Raw genomic sequence first — 24,820 nt, forward strand, 5'->3', positions numbered from 1 at the left:
AGTAAAAATTGCTGCGTTATCAAGGAGTTAAAGCGGGGATTTAAGTCTCGTTTCCCGCTCCAATTTATGATCTACAGACTTCCACTGACGTCTGTAAGTCATTGAAAAGAGGAGCTTCGGCTCCTTTTTTCATTCCAGCGAAAGCCACGGAAGTCCACTGACAGCCACCATTTTTGAGGCCAAAAACAAGGCCAAAGAATGCGGGTCGTGCCGGTTCCGGGTTGTTGCTGGGGTTGGATCGGGATGACAAGCAGCATCGGGCCTAAGTCCAAGACTTAGGAGCTTGATGATGACACTCTCTGATCTGACCGTGCGGCAAGCCAAGGCCGCCGAGAGAACCTACAGCATCCCCGACACCGATGGCCTCGGCCTGGTGGTCGCCCGCACCGGCGGCAAGTCGTGGCATTTGCGCTATTACTGGCTCGGCAAGCAAAAGCGCATCTCCCTGGGGAACTACCCCGAGATCGGTTTGCGCGAAGCGCGCACCTTGCGCGACGAAGCCCGGGCGCTTCTGGCAAAGGGCGTCAACCCCCATACCGATCGGAAACAGAAGCGACACGCGGTCAAGCTTGCGGCCGACTACACCTTCAAGGCCGTCTTCGATGCGTGGGTCGAGCATCGCCGCAAGGAAATCAAGGAGGGCAGGAACAGCACGCTGTCGCAGATCCTGCGGATCTTCAACAAGGACGTGCTGCCTAGCCTCAAGCAGATGTCGATCTACGACATTCGCCGGCCCCAACTCCTGGGCGTCCTGGCGAGGATCGAGGAGCGCAAGGCGTTCACCACTGCCGAGAAGGTCCGCACCTGGCTGGGGCAGTTGTTCCGCTATGCCCTCGTCATCGTGGAGGGGCTGGAAGCCAATCCGGCCTCCGACCTGGACGTGGTGGCCGAGCCCAAGCCCCCGGTGAACCACAACCCCTACCTGCATCTTCCGGAGCTCCCCGAGTTCCTGCACAAGCTCAGGCTCTACAACCCTCGTGGTTGGCAGACCCAACTCGGCATCCGGCTGCTGTTCCTGACCGGCGTGCGTACCGGCGAGCTGCGGCTGGCGACCCCGGACCAGTTCGATCTCGACCGTGGCCTGTGGATCATCCCGCCGCAGATCGTCAAGCAACTCCAGGACGAGATGCGCAAGGCCGGCAAGCGCCCGCAGGACGTTCCGCCCTACATCGTGCCGTTGTCCGTGCAGGCCATCGAGATCGTGCGCTACCTGTTGGGTGTGATGAGGCCGGCTCAGGTCCATCTGCTCACGCACCGCAGCGAACTCAAGAAGCGCATCAGCGAGAACACCCTCAACGCGGCCTTGAAACGAATGGGCTACGAGGATCAACTGACCGGTCACGGCATCCGCGGAACCATCTCGACGGCGCTCAACGAGATCGGCTATCCCAAGATTTGGGTGGACGCGCAGCTTTCGCACTCGGACCCGAACAAGGTGAGTTCGGCCTACAACCACGCCAAGTATGTTGAGCCGCGCCGCCGGATGATGCAGGACTGGGCGGATCGTCTCGATCTGCTCGAACAGGGCCAAGTGGAAGCGGCCAGCGCGCACCTCACGATCCATATCGAGGGCGTGCCGGCCATGGCAGAGGAGGACAAGCCCAACACCATCGTCGCTGCTGCTTCTGCGGCATCCGTTCCGCCTGTGGTGGCCGAACCCATCGTCGTGACGCCAAACGACGGGGGAATCACCTTCCAGCGACTGTCGCAGGTACCACCGCCCCCGACGCATGCGCCAGAGCCGGAGGTGTCAGTCATCCAGCGCGAGCGCGAGGAAATGCTGGCCATCTACGAATCGCCGAGCAGTCTGCCGGTCCCGCTGTTCGGCAAGTTGGCCGGGAAGTCCAAGGACCAGATCAACCGCGAGCTGAAGGCGGGCAAGCTGCTGTCTATCAGCTTGGGCAACCGCGGGCAACGCGTGCCCGACTGGCAGCTGGTACCCCTCAAGCACAAGCTGGCACAGGTGCTCATGAACCAGTGCCCGCATGCGGATCCGTGGGACCTGTACCGGATGCTGACCCGCCCACATCCGGACCTGGGTGATCGCGCAGCCATCGACATCGTGACACCAGGAAATTTGGGCATGGTCGTGCGGGTCATCGCGGGCACCCAGCAGCAGCCAAACAGGCCCGGACCTGACTCGTCTGTGCAAGGTATTCCAGAGGAGACTCGCCAGCGCATTCAACGGTTGCTAAATGATGCGGCAATGCTCGAAAGTGCCTGACGCTGGCCGACGGCCAAAGATGGATGCTTTGGCCGTCGGAATTGAGCTACAGGATGCGGGCCTTTGCAGTCCACAGCGCATACGGCGCGGCGCGATGAGGCGTGCGGCCATCCTGAAGGACTGAGTCAGCCCCTACGTCGTCCCAGAATGTAGTGGTCGTATTAGTGAGCGCGCCGCAGTAATTAGCGAGATGTAATGGGGTCGTCATCTCACTGAAATGTCTGAATTCCTAGGATTAAATCTCCTACTGAGGGAGATTTAAAAAATGAAGGAATCTCTGATTAAGTAGTGAACGAGTTGCTGTCTGATCTGTCGGAAGTGAAGGGCGGATCAGGGAGAAGGAAACGATGAAGCAGATGTGAATGGCTGTCTAAAACCGGCACTAAACGGCGGCGCGGCTTAAAGATGCGGAGCAACTCCTGCATTGCAGGATTGTCTCGAGGTCTTCTGATTCGATATTGAAGGTGGCCACCGGGCGCGTCGGAGCGAGCCCGTAGGGCGAGTGCAGACGCGCCCGGTGATGGGCATTCCGCAAGGTGGTGACGTCGCAGTGGGGATGCGGTAAAAAGGTTGGCTTTACCGCCGAAAAGAAACAGGCACGACACCGGTCCAAACCGCCAAGTTCATCCCGATGTCGTGCCCCACTCGTGCCAAGGGCGCGCGTGCCGAGCCAGTATGGCACGGCTCGTCCATCCCGTCGAGGCCGTTTCGGCATGACTGGGGGATCGCCGATGCCGGCCACGGGCCGCCTCTTTGTGTGCGCCCATTGCCGGGCGCAGGTCGTTGTTTGCCGCCGCTGCGACCGCGGTCAGATCTACTGCAATGGCGGCTGCTCGCAAGCAGCGCGTCGCGCCAGCCTGCGCGAGGCCGCTCAGCGCTATCAACGCAGCCGCCGCGGCCGCTTGGCGCACGCGGAGCGGATGCGCCGCTACCGCTGTCGCCAAAAGAAAGTGACGCATCAGGGTTCCGCCGCGCAGGCCGCCGATGCTCTACTGCCGCTGACCTTGACGACGCCGGCCAGAGCACCGGCGCCCGCTGGCGCCTCAACACCGGTGCCTGAGCATTGCCACTTCTGCCGTTGCACATATTCGGGCTTTGTCCGCCTCGGACCACTGCGTCGTCGGGTCTTCCGTGATGTTCGTACGACTGACCGCACAGGACACGACCCATGACCATTGGAGTAGAACTTGAAGCCCAGATCCTGCGTTACTACCACGTCGAGAAATGGCGCGCCGGCACCATCGCGCGCCAGTTGCATGTGCACCGCGACACCGTCCAGCGTGTGCTGGCGCAGGCCGGCCTGCCCAGGATTGGCAGCGTGCAGCGGCCGTCGCAGATCGACGCCTACCTGCCATTCATCCATGAGACGTTGAAGAAGTTCCCGTCGCTCACGGCCAGCCGCCTGTATGCGATGGTGACCGAACGCGGCTACCGCGGGAGCCAGCACCACTTCCGGCACATGATCGCGCTGCACCGGCCGCGCCCACAGCCGGAAGCCTATCTGCGTCTGCGTACCTTGCCGGGCGAACAAGGGCAAGTCGATTGGGGTCACTTCGGCCATCTGCAGATCGGCCGCGCACGCCGGCCGCTGATGGCCTTCGTGATGGTGCTGTCATGGTCGCGGCAGATCTATCTGCGCTTCTACCTTGATGCACGCATGGACAGCTTCCTGGCCGGCCATGCCGGTGCCTTCGAAGCCTGGTCCGGCCTTCCCAGGGTCCTGCTCTACGACAACCTGAAGAGTGCCGTGCTGGAACGCCAGGGCGATGCGATCCGTTTCCATCCGACACTGCTCGCGTTCGCGGCGCATCACCGCTACGAGCCCCGGCCGGTTGCCGTCGCCCGTGGCAACGAGAAGGGGCGCGTCGAGCGCGCCATCCGCTATGTACGCGAGAGCTTCTTCGCCGGACGCACCGTGACCGACCTCGATGAGCTCAACGCCCAAGCCGCCCATTGGTGTGCGGGACTTGCGGCCGATCGTCCCTGCCGGGAAGAACCGACGATCAGCGTACGCGAGGCGTTCTCCCGCGAGCAGCCCAGCCTGCTCGCCTTGCCGGAGAATCCCTATCCATGCGAACTGCAACTGGCTGTCAAGGTCGGCAAGACACCGTATGTGCGCTTCGATCTGAATGACTACACGATCCCGCATACGCATGTGCGACGCACGCTCACGGTGCGGGCCAGTCCCCGGCAGGTACGCATCCTCGATGGCACGGAACTGCTCGCCACTCATGAGCGCAGTTACGATCGCGGCGCGCAGATAGAGATTGCCGCGCACATCAATGCCTTGGTCGAACGCAAACGCGAAGCCCGCCACCATCGCGGACTTGACCATCTGGCTCGGGCGGCGCCGGCCAGCCAGGCGCTGCTGCAGCGCGCAGCGGAACGGGGCGGCAATCTGGGCAACATCACCACCCACCTGCTGCGGCTGCTCGACCGCTATGGCGCCGCTGAATTGCAAGCGGCGATCGAGGAAATCCTCGCCAGCGATGCGGCGCCTCACCAGAATCCGGTGCGCCTGGCGCTGGAGCGCCGGCGCGAGGCGCGCCAGGCACCGCCGCCCGTGGGTATCCATCTACCTGAACACGTCCGGCACAAGGACAAGCTGGTGATACCCCACCGCCTCGACATCTACGATCAGCTCACGGGAGATGCCAATGAACACGCCTGAGAACCTGCAAAGCCGTGCGAACGCCTTGCGCCTGCATGGGCTACTGGCACACTGGCCGGAGGTCGCCGACGCCGGCTGGGTGGCGCCGCTGCTGCAATGGGAAGAAGAGGAGCGCTCGCGCCGCTCGCTGGAGCGACGCATCCGGGATGCCCGACTGGGCAACTTCAAGCCCTTGTGCGACTTCGACTGGGCCTGGCCGACGCGCTGCGACCGGGCCGCCGTCGAAGAATTGATGTCGCTGGAGTTCGTCAAGGACTCGGCCAACGTCGTGCTGATCGGCCCGAACGGCGTCGGCAAATCGACCCTGGCGCTGAATCTGGCCTATCAGGCGCTCGTCCAAGGGCACACAGCGCTGTTCACCACCGCCGGCCAGATGCTCGGCGAGCTGGCCGCCCTCGACAGCGATTCGGCCTTGCGTCGACGCCTGCACCGCTATGCCTCGCCGGACGTTCTGGTCATCGACGAGGTCGGCTACCTGTCGTACTCGAACCGACATGCCGATCTGCTGTTCGAGCTCATCAGTCGCCGATATGGCGCCACCAGTACGGTGGTTACAACAAACAGACCATTCGCCGAATGGTCGGAGGTGTTCCCGAACGCCGCCTGCGTCGTCTCGCTGGTTGACCGACTGGTGCATCGTGCCGAAGTCATCGCGATCGAGGGCGAGTCGTATCGCGTCAAGGAAGCGCGTGAGCGGGCCGATCAGCGAGCAAAGAAACGCAGCGTGGCCCGGGCGGAGAAAAAGCCATCATGACGCATCTGCACCTGCCTTCAGGAATCACCAACGGGCTGGACTTCCTGATCCCAGACAACTGGTCCCCAGAACAGGCCCTCGCCGTCGTCGAACTCATCGACGATCTACGCGAGCGAATCTGCGCGCACTACCAGCTCGCACTGCATGACCTGCTGCGTGAGCAGCGCTCGCCCCCCGAGAAAAGCCTCGACGATCCGTTCTAGCCTGCACCATCCAACCCAAACAGCAAGGGGCCGCATGCGGCCCCTTGCTGTTGACCTTCTGACCCAACCATACGCCGCCATTTACTGTCGCTTTTACACCGCCGTCAACAGCAGATGACATTGTCGGCAGGTAGCTTTGATCGACACAGCAAGACGACGCGCCGTGCGGCGTTTCTCGCCGAGATGGATCGTGTGGTGCCGTGGTCTGCACTTTGCACCTTGATCGAGCCGGTGTATCCGAAGGCCGGCAACGGTCGCCCGCCGATTGGACTGGAGCGGATGCTGCGCATCTACTTTCTCCAGAACTGGTTCAATCTCTCCGACCCGGCGGTGGAAGAAGCGCTGTACGACTCGCTGTCCATGCGCAGCTTCGTCGGCATTGACCTGGGCCGGGAAGGCGCCCCTGACGAGACCACCGTCTGCAAGTTCCGCCACCTGCTGGAGCAACATGATCTGGGCCAGCGATTGTTCGAGGAAGTCGGCAGGCATCTGCAAGGCAAGGGGCTGAAGGTCTCGACCGGCACTATCGTCGATGCCTCGATCATCAGTGCGCCGAGTTCGACCAAGAATCAAGACAAGGCCCGCGACCCGGAGATGCGCCAGACCAGGAAGGGCAAGCAGTGGCATTTCGGCATGAAAGCCCACATCGGGGTGGATAGCAAGACCAAGCTGATCCACTCGGTGGTCGTGACCTCGGCCAACGTTCATGACAAGCACGCCATTCCGCAGTTGCTGCATGGCAAGGAGAAGCGAGTCTATGGCGACTCCGCCTATGCCAGCCAGAAGGATCTGATCGCCCGAGCAGCCCCTGAGGCAAAAGACTTCACGAATCAGAAAGGCCACCGGCACCAAGCGTTGACTGACCGGGAGCGGGAGAAGAACCGTACCAAGTCGCGAGTACGCGCCAAGGTCGAGCATGCCTTCCTCGTCATCAAACGCATCTTCGGCTTTGCCAAGGTGAGCTATCGGGGACTGGCGAAGAACGGCAACCGCCTGTTCGTGGTGGCCGCGCTGGCGAATCTCTTCATGGCGCGCAGGCACTTGTTCAGCGTCCAGAAGGCAAGATGCGCCTGCTGAATGCAGAGATGCCTGAAAAGGCCTGTAAATTGATGCTCGCCGGGCCCATTCCGCCTTCGTCTCATTCATCGCAACAGCAAATCCCCTCAATGTTCTTATCTGTTGTTACTTATTCAGACGTTCCTGAAGTTATTCAGAAATTACATCATCGCACTAGCAATTATCGCTCTTGCTCCCGCCTTTGCTGACGGCTCGACGGATCGACTGTATGGTGAAACGCTGCAAGCAAATGAAGCTTCCACACGTGCATATGCCTTGAACGCAGGAAAGAATCCTGCCTCCCGTCGTCCATTATCGCTACGGAATGACGCTTGATATCGCTAAGGTCATCGGGCTCACGCCCACCTATGGAAAGTGCGGAATAATTCCGGCGCAGATGTCTTATGTGGAATCGAAAGGAGAAATCAACATACTCGAATATCGCGCTTCGGGGAGCGGCTGTCGAAACGAGAACTGACTGTACGAGATGCGATTTACAGTATTCAACTTGCCCTAGGTGTGATGTTTCAATAGGTTGTTCACTTGGGGTGCCGATAGGCCGCACCGGAAACGGCAGGGCCTCGGTTATGAGACCCTGCCGCGTTGCAACGTTAGCGCGGCTTACGCATCAGCAGATAGGCAGCCGGAATCACGAACAGCGACAGCAACGGTGCGGTCACCATCCCGCCGAGCATCGGAGCTGCTATGCGGCTCATGACTTCAGAGCCCGTGCCGCTGCTCCAAACAATGGGTACCAGGCCCGCCAGGATGACCGCAACGGTCATCGCTTTTGGGCGCACGCGCAGCACCGCCCCTTCCCGGATCGCATCTAGCAGTTCTTCTCGCGTTGGGTTGCGCCCATCGGGGCAACGTTCCGCCAAGGCCTGCTTCAAATAGATGAGCATCACCACGCCGAACTCCGCCGCCACACCTGCCAGCGCAATGAATCCCACGCCGGTGGCGATGGACAGGTTGTAATTCAGCAGGTACAGGAACCAGATGCCCCCCGTGAGCGCGAAGGGCAAGGTCGCCATGATCAAGCCCGCTTCGTCCACACGCGCGAAGGTCAGGTACAACAGAACGAAGATGATCAACAGGGTGGCAGGCACCACAACCTTCAGGCGTGCATTGGCCCGCTCCATGTATTCGAACTGCCCGGAGTAGGTGATGCTCACACCCGGCTCCAGCTTGACCTGCTGCCCGATGGCATCGCGCAGTTCGTTGGCCACCGAGGCTAGATCACGGCCGCGCACATCGACATAGACCCAACCGGAGGGCCGTGCGTTCTCGCTCTTGAGCATGGGCGGTCCATCGGTGATCGCGATGCGTGCCACGGTCCCCAACGTGATCTGCTGACCCATCGGCGTGAAGATGGGTAGTTCTGCCAGCCGTTGTGGTGAATCACGCCATTCTCGCGCGTAGCGCAGATTGATCGGAAAGCGGGCAAGCCCCTCGACCGTTTCCGAGACGTTTTCGCCACCCACCGCGCCGGCGATGACCGCCTGGACATCGGCGATGTTCAGGCCGTAGCGACCGGCGGCTACGCGGTCGATCTGAACATCCACGTAGCGCCCGCCCGTCAAGCGCTCCGCGAGTGACGACGTCACGCCGGGAATGCCCTTGGCGACCTGCTCGACCTCTGCAGCGATGCGATCGATCACGCCCAGGTCGTTGCCGGTCACCTTCACCCCGATCGGGCTCTTGATGCCGGTAGCCAGCATATCGATGCGATTGCGGATAGGGGGAATCCAGATATTGGACAGGCCCGGGATCTTCACGGCACGATCCAGCTCTTCCACGAGCTTCTCGGGCGTCATGCCTGGACGCCATTGTTCCCTGGGCTTGAGCTTAACCGTGGTCTCGAACATCTCCAGGGGCGCCGGATCGGTCGCAGTTTCGGCCCGTCCTGCCTTGCCGAACACCTTGTCCACTTCAGGTACGGTCTTGATCATGCGGTTGCTCAGCTGCAGCAACTCCGTGGCGCGCTGCGCCGAGAGTCCCGGCAGGGCCGAGGGCATGTAGAGCAGGTCCCCTTCGTCCAACCTCGGCAGAAACTCACCGCCGAGCCGCGCCAAGGGCCAGGCCGTGGTCGCCAAGGCCAGCACGGCGATCAGCAGCGTCGCCTTGGGCCGGCGCAGTACCCACTCCAGTGCTGGCCGGTAGGCTGCAATCAGGATGCGGGTGATGGGGTTCTTCTGCTCATCCGGGATACGCCCGCGAATCCAGTAGCCCATGAGTACGGGAATCAGCGTCACTGACAGCCCTGCGGCCGCGGCCATCGCGTAGGTCTTGGTGAACGCCAGCGGGCCGAACAGCCGGCCTTCCTGCGCTTCTAGGGTGAAGACCGGGATGAACGAGAGCGTGATGATGAGCAGTGAGAAGAAGAGCGCAGGACCGACTTCCTCCGCGGCCTGTGTGATCACGTCCCACCGTTCCTTGCCCTGCAGCCGTTGATCTGGGTGCGCGTGCTGCCAAGCCTCCAGCTTCTTGTGGGCGTTCTCGATCATCACCACCGCTGCATCCACCATCGCCCCCACGGCGATGGCAATCCCCCCCAGCGACATGATGTTGGCGTTGATGCCCTGGTAGCGCATGACCAAGAACGCCGTCATCACGCCCAGAGGTAGCGAGATGATGGCCACCAGCGCAGAACGAAGATGCCAAAGGAACAGTGCGCAGACCAGCGCCACCACCAGAAACTCTTCGCCTAGCTTGGTCGTGAGATTGCGAATGGCCCGCTCGATCAGCGCGCTGCGGTCGTAGGTGGTGACGATCTCGACGCCCGGCGGCAGGCTGCCCTGCAGCTCCGCGAGCTTGGCCTTGACGGCAGCGATCGTCTCCTGGGCATTCTTGCCGGAGCGCAGCACCACCACGCCGCCGGCGACCTCGCCTTCTCCGTCGAGTTCGGCAATGCCACGCCGCATCTCCGGGCCTATCTGGAGCGTCGCAACATCCCCCAGCCGCACCGGCACACCGCCGCGTGCCGTCAAGGGGATCTCCCGGAACTCGTCCAGGGTCTTGAGGTAGCCGCTCGCGCGGACCATGTACTCCGCGCCTGACAATTCCAGGACGGAGCCGCCGGTCTCCTGGTTGGCCGCCATCAGGGCATCGCGGACTTGAGCCTGACTGAGGCCATAGGACGCCAACTTGATCGGGTCGAGCACGACCTGGTACTGCTTGACCATGCCCCCCACCGATGCCACCTCGGCCACGTTGGGCAGGCTCTTGAGTTCGAACTTGAGGAACCAGTCCTGCAACGCACGCAGTTGCGCCAGATCGTTCTTGCCCGTGCGATCCACGAGCGCGTACTGGAAGATCCAGCCGACGCCTGTGGCGTCCGGACCCAGGGCCGGCTTCGCCGTGGCGGGCAATCGGCCCTGGACCTGGTTCAGGTATTCCAGTACCCGTGAGCGGGCCCAGTACAGGTCGGTTCCGTCCTCGAACAAGACATAGACGAACGAGTCGCCAAAGAACGAGAAGCCGCGCACGGTCTTGGCCCCTGGCACCGACAGCATGGTGGTGGCCAACGGGTAGGTGACCTGGTTCTCGACGATCTGCGGCGCCTGTCCTGGGTAGTTGGTGCGAATGATGACCTGCACGTCTGACAAGTCCGGCAGCGCATCCACGGGCGTGCTGCGAACGCCCCACACGCCCCATGCCGTGAGCATGGCGGTGGCCAGCAGCACCAGGAAGCGATTGGCCACCGACCATCGAATCAGCTTGGCGATCATGGCTGCACCTTTTCGATGGCGGTGATCACGTAGTCCTCACCTTGCTTGGAGAAGGTGAATTGCACCTGCTGCCGAACCGAAAGACCCGCGGCGAGCTGCGGGCTGCTCATCTTGAAGCCCATGGTCATGGCCGGCCATTGGAGGGCTGGCACGGCCTCGTGCGCCAGCGTCAGCTCGGTGGGCGACATCTCCTCGATCACGCCGCGCACCACGAAAGCGTTGGTGGCCGCGGCCGGTGGCGACGAGGTGTCGTGCCCGTTGTGCGGCGATGCAGGCGCGGACGCCGCGGCACCTGCAGGCAGCACGCCCCGCAGGCTGGCTTCCGAATCGATCAGGAACTGCGCCGAGGCCACCACCTGCTGTCCCGCCGCGAGCCCGCCGTTGACCACCAGTTGATCGCCTACCTCCGCGCCCACCTGGACCTCCACGGGATGGAACTTGCCGGGTCCATCGACCACATAGGCCAGTGCGCGCTTGCCGGTGCGGATGACCGCTTCGCTGGGAACAAGCAGCGCGGGCTGTTCGTTGCCTTTGAGCGCGATCTGGCCGGACATGCCGGCCTTCAGGCGCTGGCCGGGATTGGCCATTTCAAGCCGCACTCGCACCGTACGGGTGTCGCGGTTGGCTTCGGGCAGGATGCTCACGATGCGCGCCTGGAGCACTTCACCGGGAAACGCCGCCAGCCGGACCTGCGCCGTTTGGCCGACCTGCAATGGTCCGCTTTGTGCTTCGGGGACGGCCGCTTCGATCCACACCGTGGCCAAGCCATTCACCCGGGCCAGGCTTTCCCCGGCGGAAACCGTCATGCCCTGGCGCACCATCAGTTCGGCCACCAAGCCGCCTTGAGGTGTTGTGACCGTGTACAGCCCCTTGGGCTCGCCTGTGCGCTCCACCTGGGCGATCAGGGCTTGCGGCATGCCGAGCAGCAGCAGCCGTTGGCGGGCAGCTGCGGTCAACGGTGCGTCGCCCATCGCGCGAACCGAGAGAAACTCGCGCTGTGCGGCGATCCACTCCGGCAGCAATAGGTCAGCCAGCGGTGCCCCTGCTGCGATCACGTCGCCCGCAGCCCGTGCGTAGACACGCTCGACGAAGCCAGCGGTCCGCGCCTGCACGATGCTGACGTCGCGGTCGTTGAGCAGCACGGTGCCCACGACGTTCACATCTGCGCCGATCTTGCCTTGCAGGACTTCGGCTGTACGCAGCCCTAGGGCTTGCACCGCTTGCGCCGACACGCTGAGGCCCGTGCTGTCTTGCGTGTCTTCATCCGCGTACTTCGGCATCAACGGCATGTCCATGTAGGGCGACTTGCCGGGCTTGTCGAACTTCTGGGTCGGCACCATCGGGTCGTACCAATACAGCACCTTGCGCTCGGTCGGAGCGCTTGCAACGGTGACGTTGGCAGCGGGGGAGCCGCTGAGGTGGCCGGCGCGCCATTGGGCGACGCCCCATCCAACGGCAATACCGGCAGCAACCAGCGTCAAGCCGGCAAGGATGTTTCTCGAAGAGGTATTCATGGCGAGGGTCTCCACTCAGTCCGCGATCAGGCTGTTCAGTCGGGCGACGAGGCTGTCGCGCTGCGCTCCAAGGTCGATCAGACGCATGCGCGTCTCCAGCACCTGGGCGCGTGCACTGAGCACGGCGCTCAGGTCCCCCTTGGCGGATCGGTAGTTGCTCAATGCAAGCGCCGCTCGGTTCCGTACCAGTTGCAAGCCGGCGGTCTGCAGGCGGTCGATCTGGCTGTTCAACGCTTGGAGTTCGGCGGCGCTGTCGTCCAGCTCCTGCAAATGCCGCCGCGCCACGTCTTCGCGTTCGGCGTCCAGACGTTCCAACTCGTGCCGTTTTGCCTCGATCATGGGCACTTGGCGTCGATCCTTCTGCCAAGGCAGATCGAATGTCACCTGAAATGACACCATGTCGCCCCATCGGCGATCACGCCGGCTATAGGCTATCTCCCAGGCCCAATCGCCGCGGGTCTCTGATTGGGCTTCGCGGGACTCGGCCCGGGCCATGCTTTGCATCGCCGGATAGAGTTCAAGCTCCGCGTGATTCGCCAGTTCTGTGCGCAGTTGCGCGACGGGGCGAGTGAGCGGGCCTGGATCGCCTTGCAGTGCTTCGTCGGCCCTGGAGCCCACCCAGCGCCGCAATGCGGCCCTGGCCTTGGCCCGGTCCCGCTGTAGATCGTCACGGCGGTCCGTGAGTGTCAGCGCCTCCTGTTGCGCGACCAACAGGTCGCCAGCCTGGGCCGTGCCGCCGGCGACGCGAGCGGGGAGACTGTCTTGCAGGCGCTGGTTCTCCGCGAGCAGTTCCGTCAGCAGTATCTCCCGTTGCTCCACCGCCTGCGCGGCGATCCACGCCAGGCTGAGTTCCTGGCGGATCTGCAATCGCTGCAAAACCAGCGCCGCGCGCTCTCGATCCACACGCGCCTGCGCACTGGCGACCTGGGCGTCGCGCTTGGCCCTGTTGGGCACTTCCTGCATGAGCGCCAGGCGCTGCATCGTCATGGATTCGCGCGTCATGCTCCAGCGATCCATGCCGCTGATGGGATAGTTTTCGATGCCGAGCGAGAGCTTGGGATCGGGCAGCGAGCCTGCTGCCTTCTGCACGGATTCGGCGACGTTGACCTGCAACTGCTGCGCGCTTATGCGCGGGCTCTGCTGCTCCGCGATAAGGCGTGCCTCAGCAAAATCGAGGGCGTAGGCTACAGGCGAAACAAGCGCACTGCCCGCCAACGCGATGCTGATAGCTTTCAGACAATGCAATCGCATCGAGGCCGGCGTTGTGCCTCGGCCGTGCGCCGACGTGCGACCCTCGGGGGCGCCAAAAAAGGGAGTAAACATGGTTGTCCTCGGAATTGGTGTTCACGAAATCACGTGGTCTGCCGCATCGGTGCGCGGCGAGCACGGACACATAAATCAATTCCGCAGGACTTGGAACGTGAGGTAGATCGGCGGAAAGCCCGCGCGGGGATTGGGAGGAATATAGGTAACGTGCCGCCTGAGGGCTACCCGGTCGAGAACCAACCCGGGCAGCGAGTTGGCGAGCCACATCACGTGCGCTGCGAGAAACTGAATGTCCAGCCCCTGCCATGAAAGCGCCGACTCCCGATCGCCACTGCAATGAGCGTGGCACAACTGTGGCGCTTCGCTGTCCATGGAATCAGGCATGCCGGTGCAATCCGACATTGGCAACTTGTCAGCCTGCTGCATCGAGATCGTGGCACGCATTTGCGTGGTTTCCACAGATGCCCTCGGGTCTGGCTTGGGACAGACGTACATCGCCATCGCAACCTGCGAGAAAAGCAAGGTTACGACTAGGCCGCTGGTAATCCAGCGGCTCCATCTTGCGAGAAGGCGCCTTAAGCCGATCATGCGGACATACTATTGGAAGTTGTGGGGAGTTGAATTGATCAAGGTCAGTTTCCAGGATGAATTGATGCGTCTGGACGGCGCCTTGGCCCGAACCGGCACCCACTGCATATCCACCGGCAAGAGCGGGCACCGCACGTGGTTGTCATGCTTTACGCGCCTCGGCAACTCGCAAGGCTCTAAGCTCAAATCGATCAGCTACAAGATTCGTCTGTCCCGAGAGTCGCTGCAGGTGCGTAATGACCTCGTAGGGGCCATCGGCTATTGGACGCGTGCAGATTCCGCACTGGCTAGCGGTTTCGATGCGTGATCGCGAAGAAATCCCTACGCCATATCCAGCTGCGACCCAGAGCAACAACATCTCAAAAGAACTGACATGCTGGACATTCGGCCTTTCCGTTGATGACATGGAGGACAGGTACTGGTCCAGCGAAGGAGAATATTCGGCCTTCCATCGAAACACGGAGTGCTCCTTAAGTTCATCTATTCTGATTGACTGCTGCCGGAGCAGTGGGTATCGCAGCGGCGTGGCAAGAGCTGTCGCCTCAAACCAAAGAGAAAGACTCTTCAGCGAAGAATCGCTCACCTGCTTCAGAGAAAGGCCGACGTCGAAGCGCCGTTTGTAGAGGCCTGTAATGAGATCGCTCGTCGTAACCTCATTAAATTCCATAGAAACATCGGGCTCCTCCGCGCGCTGCAGGGCAAGCAATGCAGCTAGGTTCGAAGAGGCCACACCAGGCGCTATGGCGAGCCTGAGCTGTGGGCGTGGGCTGGTGGCGTCGTGCATGAGAGGCCCCAAGAAGCGATAAGACAAGGATGGAAAGTCTTCATGATAGCTAGTTTGAGTTAAACTTAACGTGGTTAAAGTGTCGGGGCTGTTCGACGCTTCCAAGGATGGAGAAGCGAACTGTCCGACGAGGCCGTCCCCCAGGCACTACCACTTTCGACGCCGAGCCAGCGTTGGCATTCGGAGCGGCCGTTCGTGTCGCCCGCCTGACGCAAGGTATTGCTCAGGAAGAACTGGCTGCGAAAGCAGGGATCGAGCGATCGCACATGGGCAAAATAGAGCGTGGGGAGCACATGCCCACTCTCGCTCTGATCTTAAGAATCGCCGCCGGACTCAAGCTTAGTGCTGCGGAACTCGTCAGCGCAGCAGAACGCAATCTTCGTGCCGCGGCGCACGATTCAGATAGGCATTGACGCTTTAGTCATCCGGAGGTCCTCGCAGACGTTCGATGAAGCGATCCAGCGAAACCGATGAGTTGCTGCTTTCTGGCCGAAGCAGATAGGTTGTGATTACCGCCGTGTCCTGCGCCAGAGGGCGAATCACCACGTCCGGCCTCTGGCTGATGGGAATCTTGGTCGCTGTCATGAAACCAATCCCATAGCCTGCGCCGACCAGCGTTAGCATCATGTCCAGCGACGACACTTCTTCGACAACGTTGAGCCTGTGTTCCAGAACCTGTAGCAGCCGATTTAGTTCTCGGCAGTAGCCTTCGCAGGCCAGTTTGTCGCACAGAACCAGTGGGTGACCCTGAAGTTCGTTGAGCGGAACTTGCTTGTGCGCAAGAAGCGAGTGCCGCGCTGGCACGGCGATCACAATCGGGTCTCGCCAGATCGGTTCAGCCACGATGCCTTCGCCAACATCCGCCGCGTGTGCAAATCCGATCGTGAAGTCGCCAGACCGTAGGCCCCGTATCTGCTCGGTCAGCGGTACCTCGGAGAGACGTATCTCGACCTCGGGCTCTTCCGCGCGGCAACGAGCTAGGAACGCCGATAGTCGTGGGTCCATCGCACCATCGGAAATTGCAATGCGCAGGCTGCCCCTCAGGCCCGCGGCAATGGCTCTGGCATTCTCACGCGCTTGCTCCAGGACAGTGAAGAGTCGGCGGGTGTCCTGCAAGAATGCCGCCCCCGCCACGGTCAGCCGTGTGCCCCTGCGGTCGCGGTCAAACAGCGTGACCCCAAGCTCATCTTCCAATTCCTTGATCGCGCGAGACAAGGGGGGTTGCTCTATGTGCAGCCTCTCGGCCGCCCGCGTGAAATGCAACTCCTCTGCCAAGACGACAAAGCATCGTAGATGACGCAACTCCATAAATCGGGCTCCTCGCAGGTTCTCCTTCGCGCCAGATGTCCCGTGGACGAATCACGGTGGATGGGGAGACTGGATCCATTCCAGGGAAGTTGATGCGCTTGACATCGCAAAAACTGGCATCTGAGCGCTCGTGGTTGCTCGTGACGCGTCCAAAGCGCGCGCGCCCAATCAGGGCGCGCGTCTCTGTCACACTGTGCAGAAGCTTTGAAAAGCACCGCGCACCCGCGGCGTCATCCGCCGTGCTCTTTTTGTAGCAGCGACCCGAGGCGAGCGACTTCATTGCTGGTGATCGCGATGTTGCGCCCATCCTTCGTCGACACCGAAGCCCCGACATTGAGATAGACGGCGCGCCCGAAGCGGCTTTCCTGTGCCATCTTTCCGTCCTTGAAGATGTACAGCGTTCCACCGTCAGCCAAGGGAACCATCTCCTTGGCTGCTTGGGCTGCTGCATGACCGGCGAAGGCTGGCACGGAGAGAGCGCTCAACAGGGCGGCAATGACAATTTGCGATTTCATGATCGACTCCTTTGTAAAAACGACGACAACTTGCGCCGCGTCGTTAAATGTAGAAGCAGGCCGTCTACAGAGCGCTTACCCGTGCATTACATTCAATTCATGTGCTGTCATCTGCCGCCCATGAAGGACTAGGGTCCAGTGGGAGACAAGATGCCAAGCCATGCAACGCTCGCCAGAACCAAAACGGCCAAGGTCGCCTCCGTGAACAGACTCTGCCTAAGCTTGATGACTGCCTGTGCGCGATTGCCTGCCTTCAAAGCAGCCTCCAGGCTCGGGCTCAACCGATACCGATTGGCAGCAGCCAACGCCAGCATGCCTGCGAAAAGCAAGAGCTTTACCATCAGCAGCCGGCCATACAGCGTCGAGATGAGCGGATCAAACGATGGTCCGGCGATCAACAGGTAATTGAGAATTCCACTCACGACGAGTGCAGCCACGATCGCTGTACCTATGCGAGCAAAGCCATTCGACGTCCGACTGAGGACCGCTACCGGGTCTTGCGCGACATCCTGCTTGTGGGATGCCAGCATCAAGAACGCCACCAATGCGCCCACCCAAGCGCCCGCTGCCCAGAGGTGCGTGATATCCGACGCAAGATGGATGTAGCCGCGAACGCCGTCGTCCATCGCGCCGTGGCCTGCCCACGCAAGGGTCGCCAGCGCCACGCCGGTGGAGAGCGCCATCACTGCAAATCGCAAGGTAGCGTTCAATTTCAACATTGCGACGAGCACACACACCAACAGCGCGAGGATGCGAATGCACCAGGCGATGCCCATGTGCGTGCCCGTAATGAGCATGTCGAAGACGTGCGTTGACAGCTCCGCGTAGCTCTGGGCACCGGACATGGCCTTGGCCATGACCGTCATGCCCCACATCGACAGGGCAATGCCGATGGCAGCGGATGCGCCAATGAGGACGCGATAGCGGCGCGAGATCGTCGAGGATCGCTCGTCGTTGCCCAAAGCATAGAGACCGAACATGGCGACGCCAAACGCCGCCGCCAGGTCCAGATACAGCGCCAGGCGCAGGACGATGGTCAACCAATCCCCGGCCATGGGCTTACTTCACCTTGAAGGTGACGTTACCCGTGATCGGATGCGTGTCCGAGGAGACGGCACGCCATTCGACGCGATAGTCACCGGGCTGGAGCGCCTGTGCCGGCGTGATGACCATGGTCTTGCCGTCGCCGGCAGCCGCGACGCTGGCGTTGATCTTCATCGGGCCATGGCTCGCCATTCCCGGCATGCCAGTCATGACAAGGCTCGCGGCGGAGAACTGCGGCACCAGCGTCTCGGAGAACTTCAGTTCGATGGTGGCTGGCGCAGAAACCTGCGACTTGTCGGCCGGCGTTGAAGACACCAGCGAAGGATGCGCGAATGCGGCGGTGGCGAACAGACCAGCAGCGATCGGCGCGACGAGCTTGGCGATGAAATGTGAACGGGTCATAGAAGTTTCTACCTGGATGTGTGAGGTGTGGTTTAAGAACGAAATGCCGAGATAAGGCTTGCACCTTTGCAACGGCGTGGAACGAAAGAAACGGTTTGCTGGGCGATAGCAGGCTCCTGTAGTTTCAGAAGGAAAATCCGGTCACAGTCGGCTCGCTCTCAGGCGCAAGGCGTTGCCAACGACCGACGCCGAACTCAGGCTCATCGCCAATGCTGCGATCAGCGGCGACAGCAGCCAGCCCGTGAGGGGATAGAGAACCCCGGCGGCGATGGGGATGCCCAGCGCGTTGTAGAGGAAGGCGAACATGAGGTTCTGCTTCATGTTGCGCACGGTACTCACCGAGAGCGTGCGAGCGACAGCGATGCCACGCAGGTCACCCTTGACCAGCGTGACCTGGGCGCTGTTCATCGCCACGTCGGTTCCCGTTCCCATGGCGATGCCCACGTCTGCCTTCGCCAAGGCCGGCGCGTCGTTGATGCCGTCTCCGGCCATGGCGACGATGCGTCCTTCTTTCTGCAGTCGCTCGATCAACATGAGCTTGTCCGCCGGCTTGACCTCACCATGCACCTCGTCGATGCCTAGGCGTGCACCGACGGCTTTGGCGGTGGTCTGCCCGTCCCCGGTGGCCATGATGACCCGCAGGCCCGCAGCCTTCAACGCGGCCAGGGCCTCGGGGGTGCTGCCCTTGACCGGGTCGGACACGGCGAGCAAGCCCGCGAGCTGCCCGTCCACCGCCAGGTACATGACGCTGGCCCCTTCGCCGCGCAGAGCTTCGGCCTGGGGTACGAGCGGTTCCACCGATACGCCAGACTGTTCCATCAGCACTGTGTTGCCCAACGCCAGTTGCCGGTGCTCAACCTTTCCGCGCACGCCGATGCCGGTTCCCGATTCAAAGCTCTGAGGCTTCACGAGTTGGAGGCCCTGGGCACGCGCGGCCTGCACGATGGCGTCGGCCAGGGGGTGTTCACTGCCCTGGTCCAGGCTGGCCGCAAGACGCAGCACCTCGTCGTTCGTAAAGCCGGGTGCTGCGACGACCTGATCGAAAGCAGGTCGGCCTTCGGTCAGGGTTCCTGTCTTGTCGATGACGAGGGTATCGACCTTGCGAAGATTCTCGATCGCCGCGGCATCGCGGAACAGCACGCCCTGCGTGGCGCCACGGCCCGTTGCGACCATGATCGACATCGGCGTGGCCAGACCCAGCGCGCACGGGCAGGCGATGATCAGGACGGCCACCGCATTGATCAGTCCATAGACCCAGGTGGGCTGTGGCCCGAAGAATCCCCATACAAGGAGCGTCGTTACCGCAATGGCGACGACGGCCATCACGAAGTAGCCGGCAACGACATCGGCCATGCGTTGCATCGGTGCCTTGGAACGCTGCGCCTGGGCGACCATCTGGACGATCTGCGATAGAACGGTGTCCGAGCCGATCCGCTCCGAACGCATGATCAGCGCGCCGCTGGTGTTGAGTGTGGCCCCGATGACCTTGTCGCCCACGCGCTTGCTGACGGGCAGCGGTTCGCCGGTCAGCATGGATTCGTCAATCGAGCTGCTGCCCTCGTGCACGATGCCATCCACCGGCACCTTCTCGCCGGGTCGGATGCGCAGCAGGTCGCCGACGTGCACATGGCTGAGTGGCACGTCTTCCTCGCTGCCGTCCGCATTGATGCGCCGCGCCGTCTTGGGTGCCAGCCCCAGCAGCGACTTGATGGCTGCCGAAGTCTGGGAGCGGGCCTTGAGTTCCAGCACCTGGCCGAGCAGTGTCAGCGAGATGATGACGGCGGCGGCCTCGAAATACACGCCGACCCGTCCCATGGACATGAAGGAAGCTGGAAACACTTCCGGCGCAACGGTTGCCACAACGCTGTAGATGAATGCCGCACCCGTTCCCAGGCCGATCAGTGTCCACATGTTCGGGCTGCGGTTGACCACGGACAGCCAGCCGCGGGAGAAGAAGGGCCAGCCGGCCCACAGCACGATCGGCAACGACAGCACCAACTCGACCCAGCTCTGTGTAGCCATGTCCATCAGGTGCAGCCGCTCGCCCAGCATCGCCAGCGCCAGGACCACGAGCGTCAGCGGCAAGGTCCACCAGAAGCGACGCGAGAAGTCACGCAACTCCGGGTTGTCGTCATCGAGGTCGGGCAGCAGAGGCTCCAGCGTCATCCCGCACTTGGGGCAGGTTCCCGGATGATCCTGGCGGATCTCCGGGTGCATCGGGCAGGTGTAGATGGTTCCGGGCGCGGTTGGCGATGCCGCCGGGGCCGGTGAAACTGCGGTGCTGGCATGGTGATGCGGTGCATGGCCGCTGCCTGTGCCTATGCCCGCGTCACCGCTGGCATATCGCGCCGGATCGGCGTCGAATTTGGCCTTGCATCCGGTGCTGCAAAACAAGTACGTGTTCCCCAAGTGCGTGGAGCGGTGCTCCGACGCCGCCGTGACCGCCATGCCACACACCGGATCTCGCGTCGCGGCATCGGGCTGCGTGTGGCTTGAGGACCCGCCCGCGTCGTCACTTCCAGCATGGCTGGCGTGATGGTGGTGGGTATGCGGGCCGGACGTTGTGGCACCCGCCGCCATGCCTGCGTGCTCATGTCCTGAAGACTTGCTGGGTGAATTCATAGTGACAAGTGCCCTCCGCCGTTAACTGTTGGTGTCTGGTGATCGCAGCAGGCCGCAGGCGCGCAAGGAGACAAGCGCGGCGTCGCGTGCTCGCACGGTGCGAGTGCCTCGACTTATTGCTTCTGCTCCTTGGAGGCTGCGGCACCTTCCTTACCCTGACGCGCGGCATGATCGTGTCCGCCGTGGCTGTGACCACGGTGCATGAACAGGTGCATCAGCGGACAAGCCGCCAGCAGCAGGAAGGGGAGATAGCCGGCAACATGTGCCGTGTGCTCCTTGAGCAGGAAATACGCGGCGACAGCGGCGATGATGAGGAACGCCACGCCGTAGCGCGATCGCCAGCACCGGGGGCGATCGCTGGGGGTCTGTGTGTGCTGATGCTGCATGGCATATCTCCACGGAGAAGGGTTGATGGATGGTCAGCGATGCGACTGATAGACCGTGCTGCTACCGTTTTTCCCGATCAGCAGCACGTCGTAGGCGTCCTTGCGTCCACCATAGGCCGGACCATCCATGCCGGGCGAACCGACCGGCATGCCCGGCGCCGCGAGGCCGATGGCCTGCGGGGCTTCGCGCAGCAAGCGTTGAATGTCCGAGGCTGGCACATGACCCTCGATGGCATAGCCGCCGATCTGCGCCGTGTGGCAAGAACCGTACTTCTGCGGGATGCCCAGCCGTGTGCGCGCTGCGGTGTTCCCGGTGTCGAGAACCTGCACATCGAAGCCTGCGCCTTGCAGGTGTGAGACCCAGTCCTTGCAGCATCCGCAGCTCGGGTCCTTCCAGACCTTGGCAATCGGTCGGCTCTGCGCCAGGCTCGGTCCTGCGAGTGCCATCACCAACAGGCCAGCGATCAATGCCTGGCGTCTTGGCACTTTGCCCTGGCTTCTGTCGTAGTGCATGTTCATAGATTGCCTCTCATCAGATGATCAAACCCGCTAGGTTCTAGAACCAGAATCGCACGCCAGCCACCCAGCGCGTCTGCTGCGCACGGCCGCCTTCAGCACGCACATAGTCCGCGGTGCGTCCGAAGCTGCCCGCCCGTTCCACGCCGATATAGGGGGCGAACTGGCGACTGAATTCATAGCGCAGGCGCAAGCCAGCAGACGCTTCGGCCAGGCCCTTGCCGATACCGCGTTCCGGGTCGTCCTTGCCATAGAACTGCAACTCGGCGCGAGGCTCCAGAATCAGTCGCTGGGTCAGCAGCAGCTCGTAGCTGCCTTCGACACGCAGCGCCGTACGTCCACCACTTCCCACGTAGCCCGTCGCCTCCAGCTCGAACCAGTAGGGGGCGAGGCCCTGGATGCCGAAAGCCAACCATTGACGGCTCGGGCCTTCCCCGTTATCCACCCGAACGCCGAGCTGGGTGTCCCAGTACGGTGCGACGGCGTGCCCCCAGAGAAGCTCGGTACGCGATTCTTCGAGCTTTCCTTTGGCGATATCGCCTTCGGCCTTCACGACTGCCTTGTTGTAGGTCGTCCCATACCACGCCTGGAGGTCGTAGGCCGTGGAATCGTCCCCTTTGCGCGTGAAGCGGCGTTCCAGGGTTTCGCCGCGCAACGAAAAGAACCTGTGTTCGTCGGCCAGCATCAGCCGCGGCACACCGGGTACGGCGTAGTCGCCCGATCCCAATGTCAGGCCATTGGAGTAGCCATGCGGATCGCGGGCGTCAGGAGGCGCCGACCCGCCCTGCATCTGCATGTTGCCGTGATCCATGGCCGGGGCCGCGGTCGAGCCGCTCGCCGACGTCGCGTGACCCGCGTGCGGGTCGGCGGCAGGAGCCACGGTCTGAGTGGATGGCGCGGCCGTTTGAGCGTCGGCCTGGCCGTGCGCTGCATGGTCGTTCTGTGCTTGTGCCTGGGCGGCGACGCTTACCAGGGCCAGAAGCGTCGTGGCCAGTGCGCGAGTGGGGAGTGCTTTGGACATTCTTGGTCTTCCTTGTGCGCTGGGTTCAAGACACCACGACTTCGCGGAACATGCCGGCATCCATGTGGAACATCAGGTGGCAGTGCCACGCCCAGCGGCCGAGCGCGTCGGCTGTCACCAGGAAGCTGATGCGTTGTGCCGGCTGCACCGGCAGGGTGTGGCGGCGCGCAAGGAAGCGACCGTCGGGGCTTTCCAGCTCGCTCCACATGCCGTGCAGGTGCATGGGATGGGTCATCATGGTGTCGTTGTGCAGAATGACCCGCAGCCGCTCGCCGTGTTTGAAGTGCACCGGCGTGGACTTTCCGAACTCCAGCCCGTCCAGGGACCATGCGTAGCGTTCCATGTTGCCCGTGAGGTGCAGTTCGACCTCCCGGCCGGGGCCTCTCTTGTCCAGCGGCCCCGACGGGGTATGCAGATCCGCGAGGGTCAACACGCGCCGACCGTTGTTGCGCAGTCCGATGCCGGGGTCATCGAGGTTGGTGCGCGCCATGTCAACGCGCATGTCCGTGCTGGCACCATACTCGGTGCGAGCGTGGCGAGCAGTAGTGCTGGGCACAGCCAGTCCCCCCGCAGCCGCGGCGTGTTGGCTGTGATCCATCGCCATGCCACCGTGGTTCATGGCGCCGTGATTCATGCCTGCCATCGCCCCATGATCCATCCCGGACATCGAACCCGAGCCCATCCCGGTCATCCCGGTCATCCCGGTCATCCCGGTCATCCCGGTCATGCCCGTCATCCCGGTCATCCCGGTCATCCCGGTCATGCCCGTCATCCCGGTCATCCCGGTCATCTCCATGGCCTGGCCGGACCCGCCATGGTCCATGCCCCCCATCATGCCGCCCATCATGTCGTTCATGGTCAGCCATTCGACCGGATCGAGGGCAGGCACGGGAGCTTGAAGACCTTCACGCACGGCCAGCGTGGCACGCGCGTAGCCTGTCCGGTCCATCGCCTGGGCGAAGATCGTGTAAGCGTCATCCCGTGGCTGGACGATCACGTCGACGGTTTCGCCAGGACCGAATCGGAACTCATCGACGGTCACCGGCTCCACGTCAACACCATCGACGTGCACCACCGTGAGTTTCAGTCCTGGAATGCGTACGTCGTAGAAGGTGTTGCCCGCACCGTTGACCATGCGCAGCCGCACGCGCTCACCCGGTCGGAACAGCGCCGTCCAATTGCCGGCGGGGGTGACGCCGTTGGCCAGATAGGTCAGCGTGGCGGCAGACAGATCTGCGAGATCCGTCGGATTCATCCGCATCTCGTTCCACATCTTGCGCTTGTCGATCGCAGCGGCCGTGCCTTCGCGCGAGGCGTCCCGGAAGAAGTCGAAGACGGTAGGTTGGTTGTAGTTGTAATAGTCGCTTTGGGACTTGAGCTTGGTGAACACCCGCATCGGGTCTTCGTCGGTCCAATCCGAGAACAGCAGCACGTGGTCACGGTCGGCGTGGATGGTCTCGGCGCCAGCGGGGTCGATGATGATCGCCCCGTACATGCCCGTGAGTTCCTGGAAGCCGGAGTGCGAGTGGTACCAGTAGGAGCCGCTCTGCTGAACCTTGAAGCGGTACGTGAAGGTCTCGCCGGGAGCGATGCCATTGAAGCTGATGCCCGGCACGCCATCCATCTGATACGGCAGGATGATCCCGTGCCAGTGAATGGATGTGGCTTCACGCAGCTTGTTGGTTACACGGATTGTGACGGTGTCACCCTCGCGCCAACGCAATGTCGGTGCCGGCAGCGAGCCGTTGATGGTCGTAGCCACGCCTGGCTTGCCCGTGAAGTTCACGGGCGATTCGGCGATCACCAAGTCGAACTCGGTGCCCTTCAGCACAGGGGCGGCACCGCGCGTCGCGGAGCCTTGCTGGGCAAATGCCTTGAACGCCGGCGTGGACAGCCCAGCGAGAACGCCGCCGGCGGCTAACCCTTGGACGAAACGCCGACGAGAAAGGCCCTGTGTGGGCACGATAAAAAAGGGTGAACGAGGCGGCATGGCCTGAAATCCTCCATAGATGACTCGGAAGTCGTTCTAAACGCCACCCCATCCTGAGCGGCACAGTTCGACGCAATGCAGGTCATGCTATGGGTTGGGCACTTTCCATCGAATGACCCCTGAATTACATTCATGTAATGTTCGTGTCATGTTCGTGGAAGCTGGCAACCAGTAAATTGCTGATTGAAAGTGGATGAATGCGTACATCGTGAGCGGCTATTGTTC

21 protein-coding genes are annotated in these 24,820 nt (G+C 62.3%); 7 read left to right on the plus strand and 14 right to left on the minus strand.

Going from position 1 to position 24,820, the window contains the following annotated elements:
* Nucleotides 1-289 precede the first annotated feature (289 nt).
* From A2G96_RS08660 to A2G96_RS34365, 6 genes are all read left to right on the plus strand, one after another.
* Nucleotides 290-2,224, plus strand: coding sequence for a tyrosine-type recombinase/integrase (locus tag A2G96_RS08660; RefSeq protein ID WP_023083474.1), 1,935 nt, complete (start codon nucleotides 290-292; stop codon nucleotides 2,222-2,224).
* A gap of 1,168 nt (nucleotides 2,225-3,392) precedes the next feature.
* Nucleotides 3,393-4,895 carry an IS21 family transposase gene (gene istA / locus A2G96_RS08665; RefSeq protein ID WP_062797539.1) on the plus strand — a complete coding sequence of 501 codons (1,503 nt, stop codon included), beginning with the start codon at nucleotides 3,393-3,395 and terminating at the stop codon, nucleotides 4,893-4,895.
* Nucleotides 4,882-5,649, plus strand: coding sequence for an IS21-like element helper ATPase IstB (gene istB / locus A2G96_RS08670; RefSeq protein ID WP_062797542.1), 768 nt, complete (start codon nucleotides 4,882-4,884; stop codon nucleotides 5,647-5,649). Before istA ends, istB begins: the two co-directional genes overlap by 14 nt.
* Nucleotides 5,646-5,852, plus strand: coding sequence for a hypothetical protein (locus A2G96_RS08675; RefSeq protein WP_062797544.1), 207 nt, complete (start codon nucleotides 5,646-5,648; stop codon nucleotides 5,850-5,852). Before istB ends, A2G96_RS08675 begins: the two co-directional genes overlap by 4 nt.
* Before the next feature lie 114 nt (nucleotides 5,853-5,966).
* Nucleotides 5,967-6,929 carry an IS5 family transposase gene (locus tag A2G96_RS08680; RefSeq protein WP_062798546.1) on the plus strand — a complete coding sequence of 321 codons (963 nt, stop codon included), beginning with the start codon at nucleotides 5,967-5,969 and terminating at the stop codon, nucleotides 6,927-6,929.
* Between the two features lie 274 nt (nucleotides 6,930-7,203).
* A complete protein-coding gene (locus A2G96_RS34365; protein ID WP_369824519.1) occupies nucleotides 7,204-7,386 on the plus strand; it encodes a DUF2790 domain-containing protein in 183 nt (60 codons plus the stop codon).
* Nucleotides 7,387-7,519: 133 nt separating this feature from the next.
* Here A2G96_RS34365 and A2G96_RS08685 read toward each other — a convergent pair whose 3' ends face one another.
* The 5 genes from A2G96_RS08685 to A2G96_RS32310 all read right to left on the minus strand — a co-directional run bounded on the left by A2G96_RS08685 (nucleotide 7,520) and on the right by A2G96_RS32310 (nucleotide 14,791).
* Entirely contained in the window at nucleotides 7,520-10,639 is a 3,120-nt protein-coding gene (locus A2G96_RS08685; RefSeq protein ID WP_003090347.1) for an efflux RND transporter permease subunit, read from the minus strand.
* Entirely contained in the window at nucleotides 10,636-12,153 is a 1,518-nt protein-coding gene (locus tag A2G96_RS08690; protein ID WP_003090346.1) for an efflux RND transporter periplasmic adaptor subunit, read from the minus strand. The genes A2G96_RS08685 and A2G96_RS08690 overlap by 4 nt, the downstream gene beginning before the upstream one ends.
* Nucleotides 12,154-12,168: 15 nt before the next feature.
* Nucleotides 12,169-13,404, minus strand: a complete 1,236-nt coding sequence (locus A2G96_RS08695) for a TolC family protein (RefSeq protein WP_003090344.1) — start codon at nucleotides 13,402-13,404, stop codon at nucleotides 12,169-12,171.
* Nucleotides 13,405-13,551: 147 nt separating this feature from the next.
* On the minus strand, nucleotides 13,552-13,863 hold the full coding sequence (locus A2G96_RS08700; RefSeq protein WP_006226245.1) for a hypothetical protein: 312 nt from the start codon (nucleotides 13,861-13,863) through the stop codon (nucleotides 13,552-13,554).
* A 286-nt stretch (nucleotides 13,864-14,149) separates the two neighbouring features.
* On the minus strand, nucleotides 14,150-14,791 hold the full coding sequence (locus tag A2G96_RS32310; RefSeq protein ID WP_071659050.1) for a LysR substrate-binding domain-containing protein: 642 nt from the start codon (nucleotides 14,789-14,791) through the stop codon (nucleotides 14,150-14,152).
* 107 nt (nucleotides 14,792-14,898) lie between these two features.
* On the opposite strand from A2G96_RS32310, the gene A2G96_RS32315 reads away from it, so the two are divergent.
* The gene (locus tag A2G96_RS32315; RefSeq protein WP_071659031.1) at nucleotides 14,899-15,204 is read left to right on the plus strand and encodes a helix-turn-helix domain-containing protein; all 306 of its coding nucleotides are present in this window, start codon (nucleotides 14,899-14,901) and stop codon (nucleotides 15,202-15,204) included.
* A gap of 4 nt (nucleotides 15,205-15,208) precedes the next feature.
* Here the strand turns inward: A2G96_RS32315 and A2G96_RS08710 are convergent, their stop codons facing one another.
* The 9 genes from A2G96_RS08710 to A2G96_RS08750 all read right to left on the minus strand — a co-directional run bounded on the left by A2G96_RS08710 (nucleotide 15,209) and on the right by A2G96_RS08750 (nucleotide 24,595).
* Complete coding sequence (locus A2G96_RS08710; protein ID WP_003097524.1) at nucleotides 15,209-16,099, minus strand: LysR family transcriptional regulator; 891 nt, start codon at nucleotides 16,097-16,099, stop codon at nucleotides 15,209-15,211.
* A 230-nt stretch (nucleotides 16,100-16,329) separates the two neighbouring features.
* Nucleotides 16,330-16,614, minus strand: coding sequence for a CopK family periplasmic copper-binding protein (locus A2G96_RS08715; RefSeq protein WP_003090336.1), 285 nt, complete (start codon nucleotides 16,612-16,614; stop codon nucleotides 16,330-16,332).
* A 128-nt stretch (nucleotides 16,615-16,742) separates the two neighbouring features.
* Complete coding sequence (gene copD / locus A2G96_RS08720) at nucleotides 16,743-17,669, minus strand: copper homeostasis membrane protein CopD (protein ID WP_003090321.1); 927 nt, start codon at nucleotides 17,667-17,669, stop codon at nucleotides 16,743-16,745.
* A 4-nt stretch (nucleotides 17,670-17,673) separates the two neighbouring features.
* Nucleotides 17,674-18,060 carry a copper homeostasis periplasmic binding protein CopC gene (copC, locus tag A2G96_RS08725; protein ID WP_003090319.1) on the minus strand — a complete coding sequence of 129 codons (387 nt, stop codon included), beginning with the start codon at nucleotides 18,058-18,060 and terminating at the stop codon, nucleotides 17,674-17,676.
* 141 nt (nucleotides 18,061-18,201) lie between these two features.
* Entirely contained in the window at nucleotides 18,202-20,682 is a 2,481-nt protein-coding gene (locus A2G96_RS08730) for a heavy metal translocating P-type ATPase (RefSeq protein ID WP_071535739.1), read from the minus strand.
* 113 nt (nucleotides 20,683-20,795) lie between these two features.
* On the minus strand, nucleotides 20,796-21,068 hold the full coding sequence (locus A2G96_RS08735; RefSeq protein ID WP_023108470.1) for a DUF2933 domain-containing protein: 273 nt from the start codon (nucleotides 21,066-21,068) through the stop codon (nucleotides 20,796-20,798).
* Between the two features lie 33 nt (nucleotides 21,069-21,101).
* The gene (locus tag A2G96_RS08740) at nucleotides 21,102-21,587 is read right to left on the minus strand and encodes a DUF411 domain-containing protein (protein WP_003090303.1); all 486 of its coding nucleotides are present in this window, start codon (nucleotides 21,585-21,587) and stop codon (nucleotides 21,102-21,104) included.
* Between the two features lie 37 nt (nucleotides 21,588-21,624).
* Nucleotides 21,625-22,605, minus strand: a complete 981-nt coding sequence (locus A2G96_RS08745) for a copper resistance protein B (protein WP_005408883.1) — start codon at nucleotides 22,603-22,605, stop codon at nucleotides 21,625-21,627.
* A 25-nt stretch (nucleotides 22,606-22,630) separates the two neighbouring features.
* A complete protein-coding gene (locus tag A2G96_RS08750; RefSeq protein WP_062798548.1) occupies nucleotides 22,631-24,595 on the minus strand; it encodes a copper resistance system multicopper oxidase in 1,965 nt (654 codons plus the stop codon).
* Nucleotides 24,596-24,820 lie beyond the last annotated feature (225 nt).

The organism is Cupriavidus nantongensis, assembly GCF_001598055.1.
Lineage (GTDB): Bacteria > Pseudomonadota > Gammaproteobacteria > Burkholderiales > Burkholderiaceae > Cupriavidus > Cupriavidus nantongensis.

Excerpts from the sequence above, each read along its gene's own strand:
- A2G96_RS08660 (WP_023083474.1), top strand. The coding sequence starts at position 290 with ATGACACTCTCTGATCTGACCGTGCGGCAAGCCAAGGCCGCCGAGAGA.
- istA (WP_062797539.1), top strand. The coding sequence starts at position 3,393 with ATGACCATTGGAGTAGAACTTGAAGCCCAGATCCTGCGTTACTACCAC.
- istB (WP_062797542.1), top strand. The coding sequence starts at position 4,882 with ATGAACACGCCTGAGAACCTGCAAAGCCGTGCGAACGCCTTGCGCCTG.
- A2G96_RS08675 (WP_062797544.1), top strand. The coding sequence starts at position 5,646 with ATGACGCATCTGCACCTGCCTTCAGGAATCACCAACGGGCTGGACTTC.
- A2G96_RS08680 (WP_062798546.1), top strand. The coding sequence starts at position 5,967 with ATGACATTGTCGGCAGGTAGCTTTGATCGACACAGCAAGACGACGCGC.
- A2G96_RS08685 (WP_003090347.1), bottom strand. The coding sequence starts at position 10,639 with ATGATCGCCAAGCTGATTCGATGGTCGGTGGCCAATCGCTTCCTGGTG.
- A2G96_RS08690 (WP_003090346.1), bottom strand. The coding sequence starts at position 12,153 with ATGAATACCTCTTCGAGAAACATCCTTGCCGGCTTGACGCTGGTTGCT.
- A2G96_RS08695 (WP_003090344.1), bottom strand. The coding sequence starts at position 13,404 with ATGCGATTGCATTGTCTGAAAGCTATCAGCATCGCGTTGGCGGGCAGT.
- A2G96_RS08700 (WP_006226245.1), bottom strand. The coding sequence starts at position 13,863 with ATGCGTGCCACGATCTCGATGCAGCAGGCTGACAAGTTGCCAATGTCG.
- A2G96_RS32310 (WP_071659050.1), bottom strand. The coding sequence starts at position 14,791 with ATGCACGACGCCACCAGCCCACGCCCACAGCTCAGGCTCGCCATAGCG.
- A2G96_RS32315 (WP_071659031.1), top strand. The coding sequence starts at position 14,899 with ATGGAGAAGCGAACTGTCCGACGAGGCCGTCCCCCAGGCACTACCACT.
- A2G96_RS08710 (WP_003097524.1), bottom strand. The coding sequence starts at position 16,099 with ATGGAGTTGCGTCATCTACGATGCTTTGTCGTCTTGGCAGAGGAGTTG.
- A2G96_RS08715 (WP_003090336.1), bottom strand. The coding sequence starts at position 16,614 with ATGAAATCGCAAATTGTCATTGCCGCCCTGTTGAGCGCTCTCTCCGTG.
- copD (WP_003090321.1), bottom strand. The coding sequence starts at position 17,669 with ATGGCCGGGGATTGGTTGACCATCGTCCTGCGCCTGGCGCTGTATCTG.
- copC (WP_003090319.1), bottom strand. The coding sequence starts at position 18,060 with ATGACCCGTTCACATTTCATCGCCAAGCTCGTCGCGCCGATCGCTGCT.
- A2G96_RS08730 (WP_071535739.1), bottom strand. The coding sequence starts at position 20,682 with ATGAATTCACCCAGCAAGTCTTCAGGACATGAGCACGCAGGCATGGCG.
- A2G96_RS08735 (WP_023108470.1), bottom strand. The coding sequence starts at position 21,068 with ATGCAGCATCAGCACACACAGACCCCCAGCGATCGCCCCCGGTGCTGG.
- A2G96_RS08740 (WP_003090303.1), bottom strand. The coding sequence starts at position 21,587 with ATGAACATGCACTACGACAGAAGCCAGGGCAAAGTGCCAAGACGCCAG.
- A2G96_RS08745 (WP_005408883.1), bottom strand. The coding sequence starts at position 22,605 with ATGTCCAAAGCACTCCCCACTCGCGCACTGGCCACGACGCTTCTGGCC.
- A2G96_RS08750 (WP_062798548.1), bottom strand. The coding sequence starts at position 24,595 with ATGCCGCCTCGTTCACCCTTTTTTATCGTGCCCACACAGGGCCTTTCT.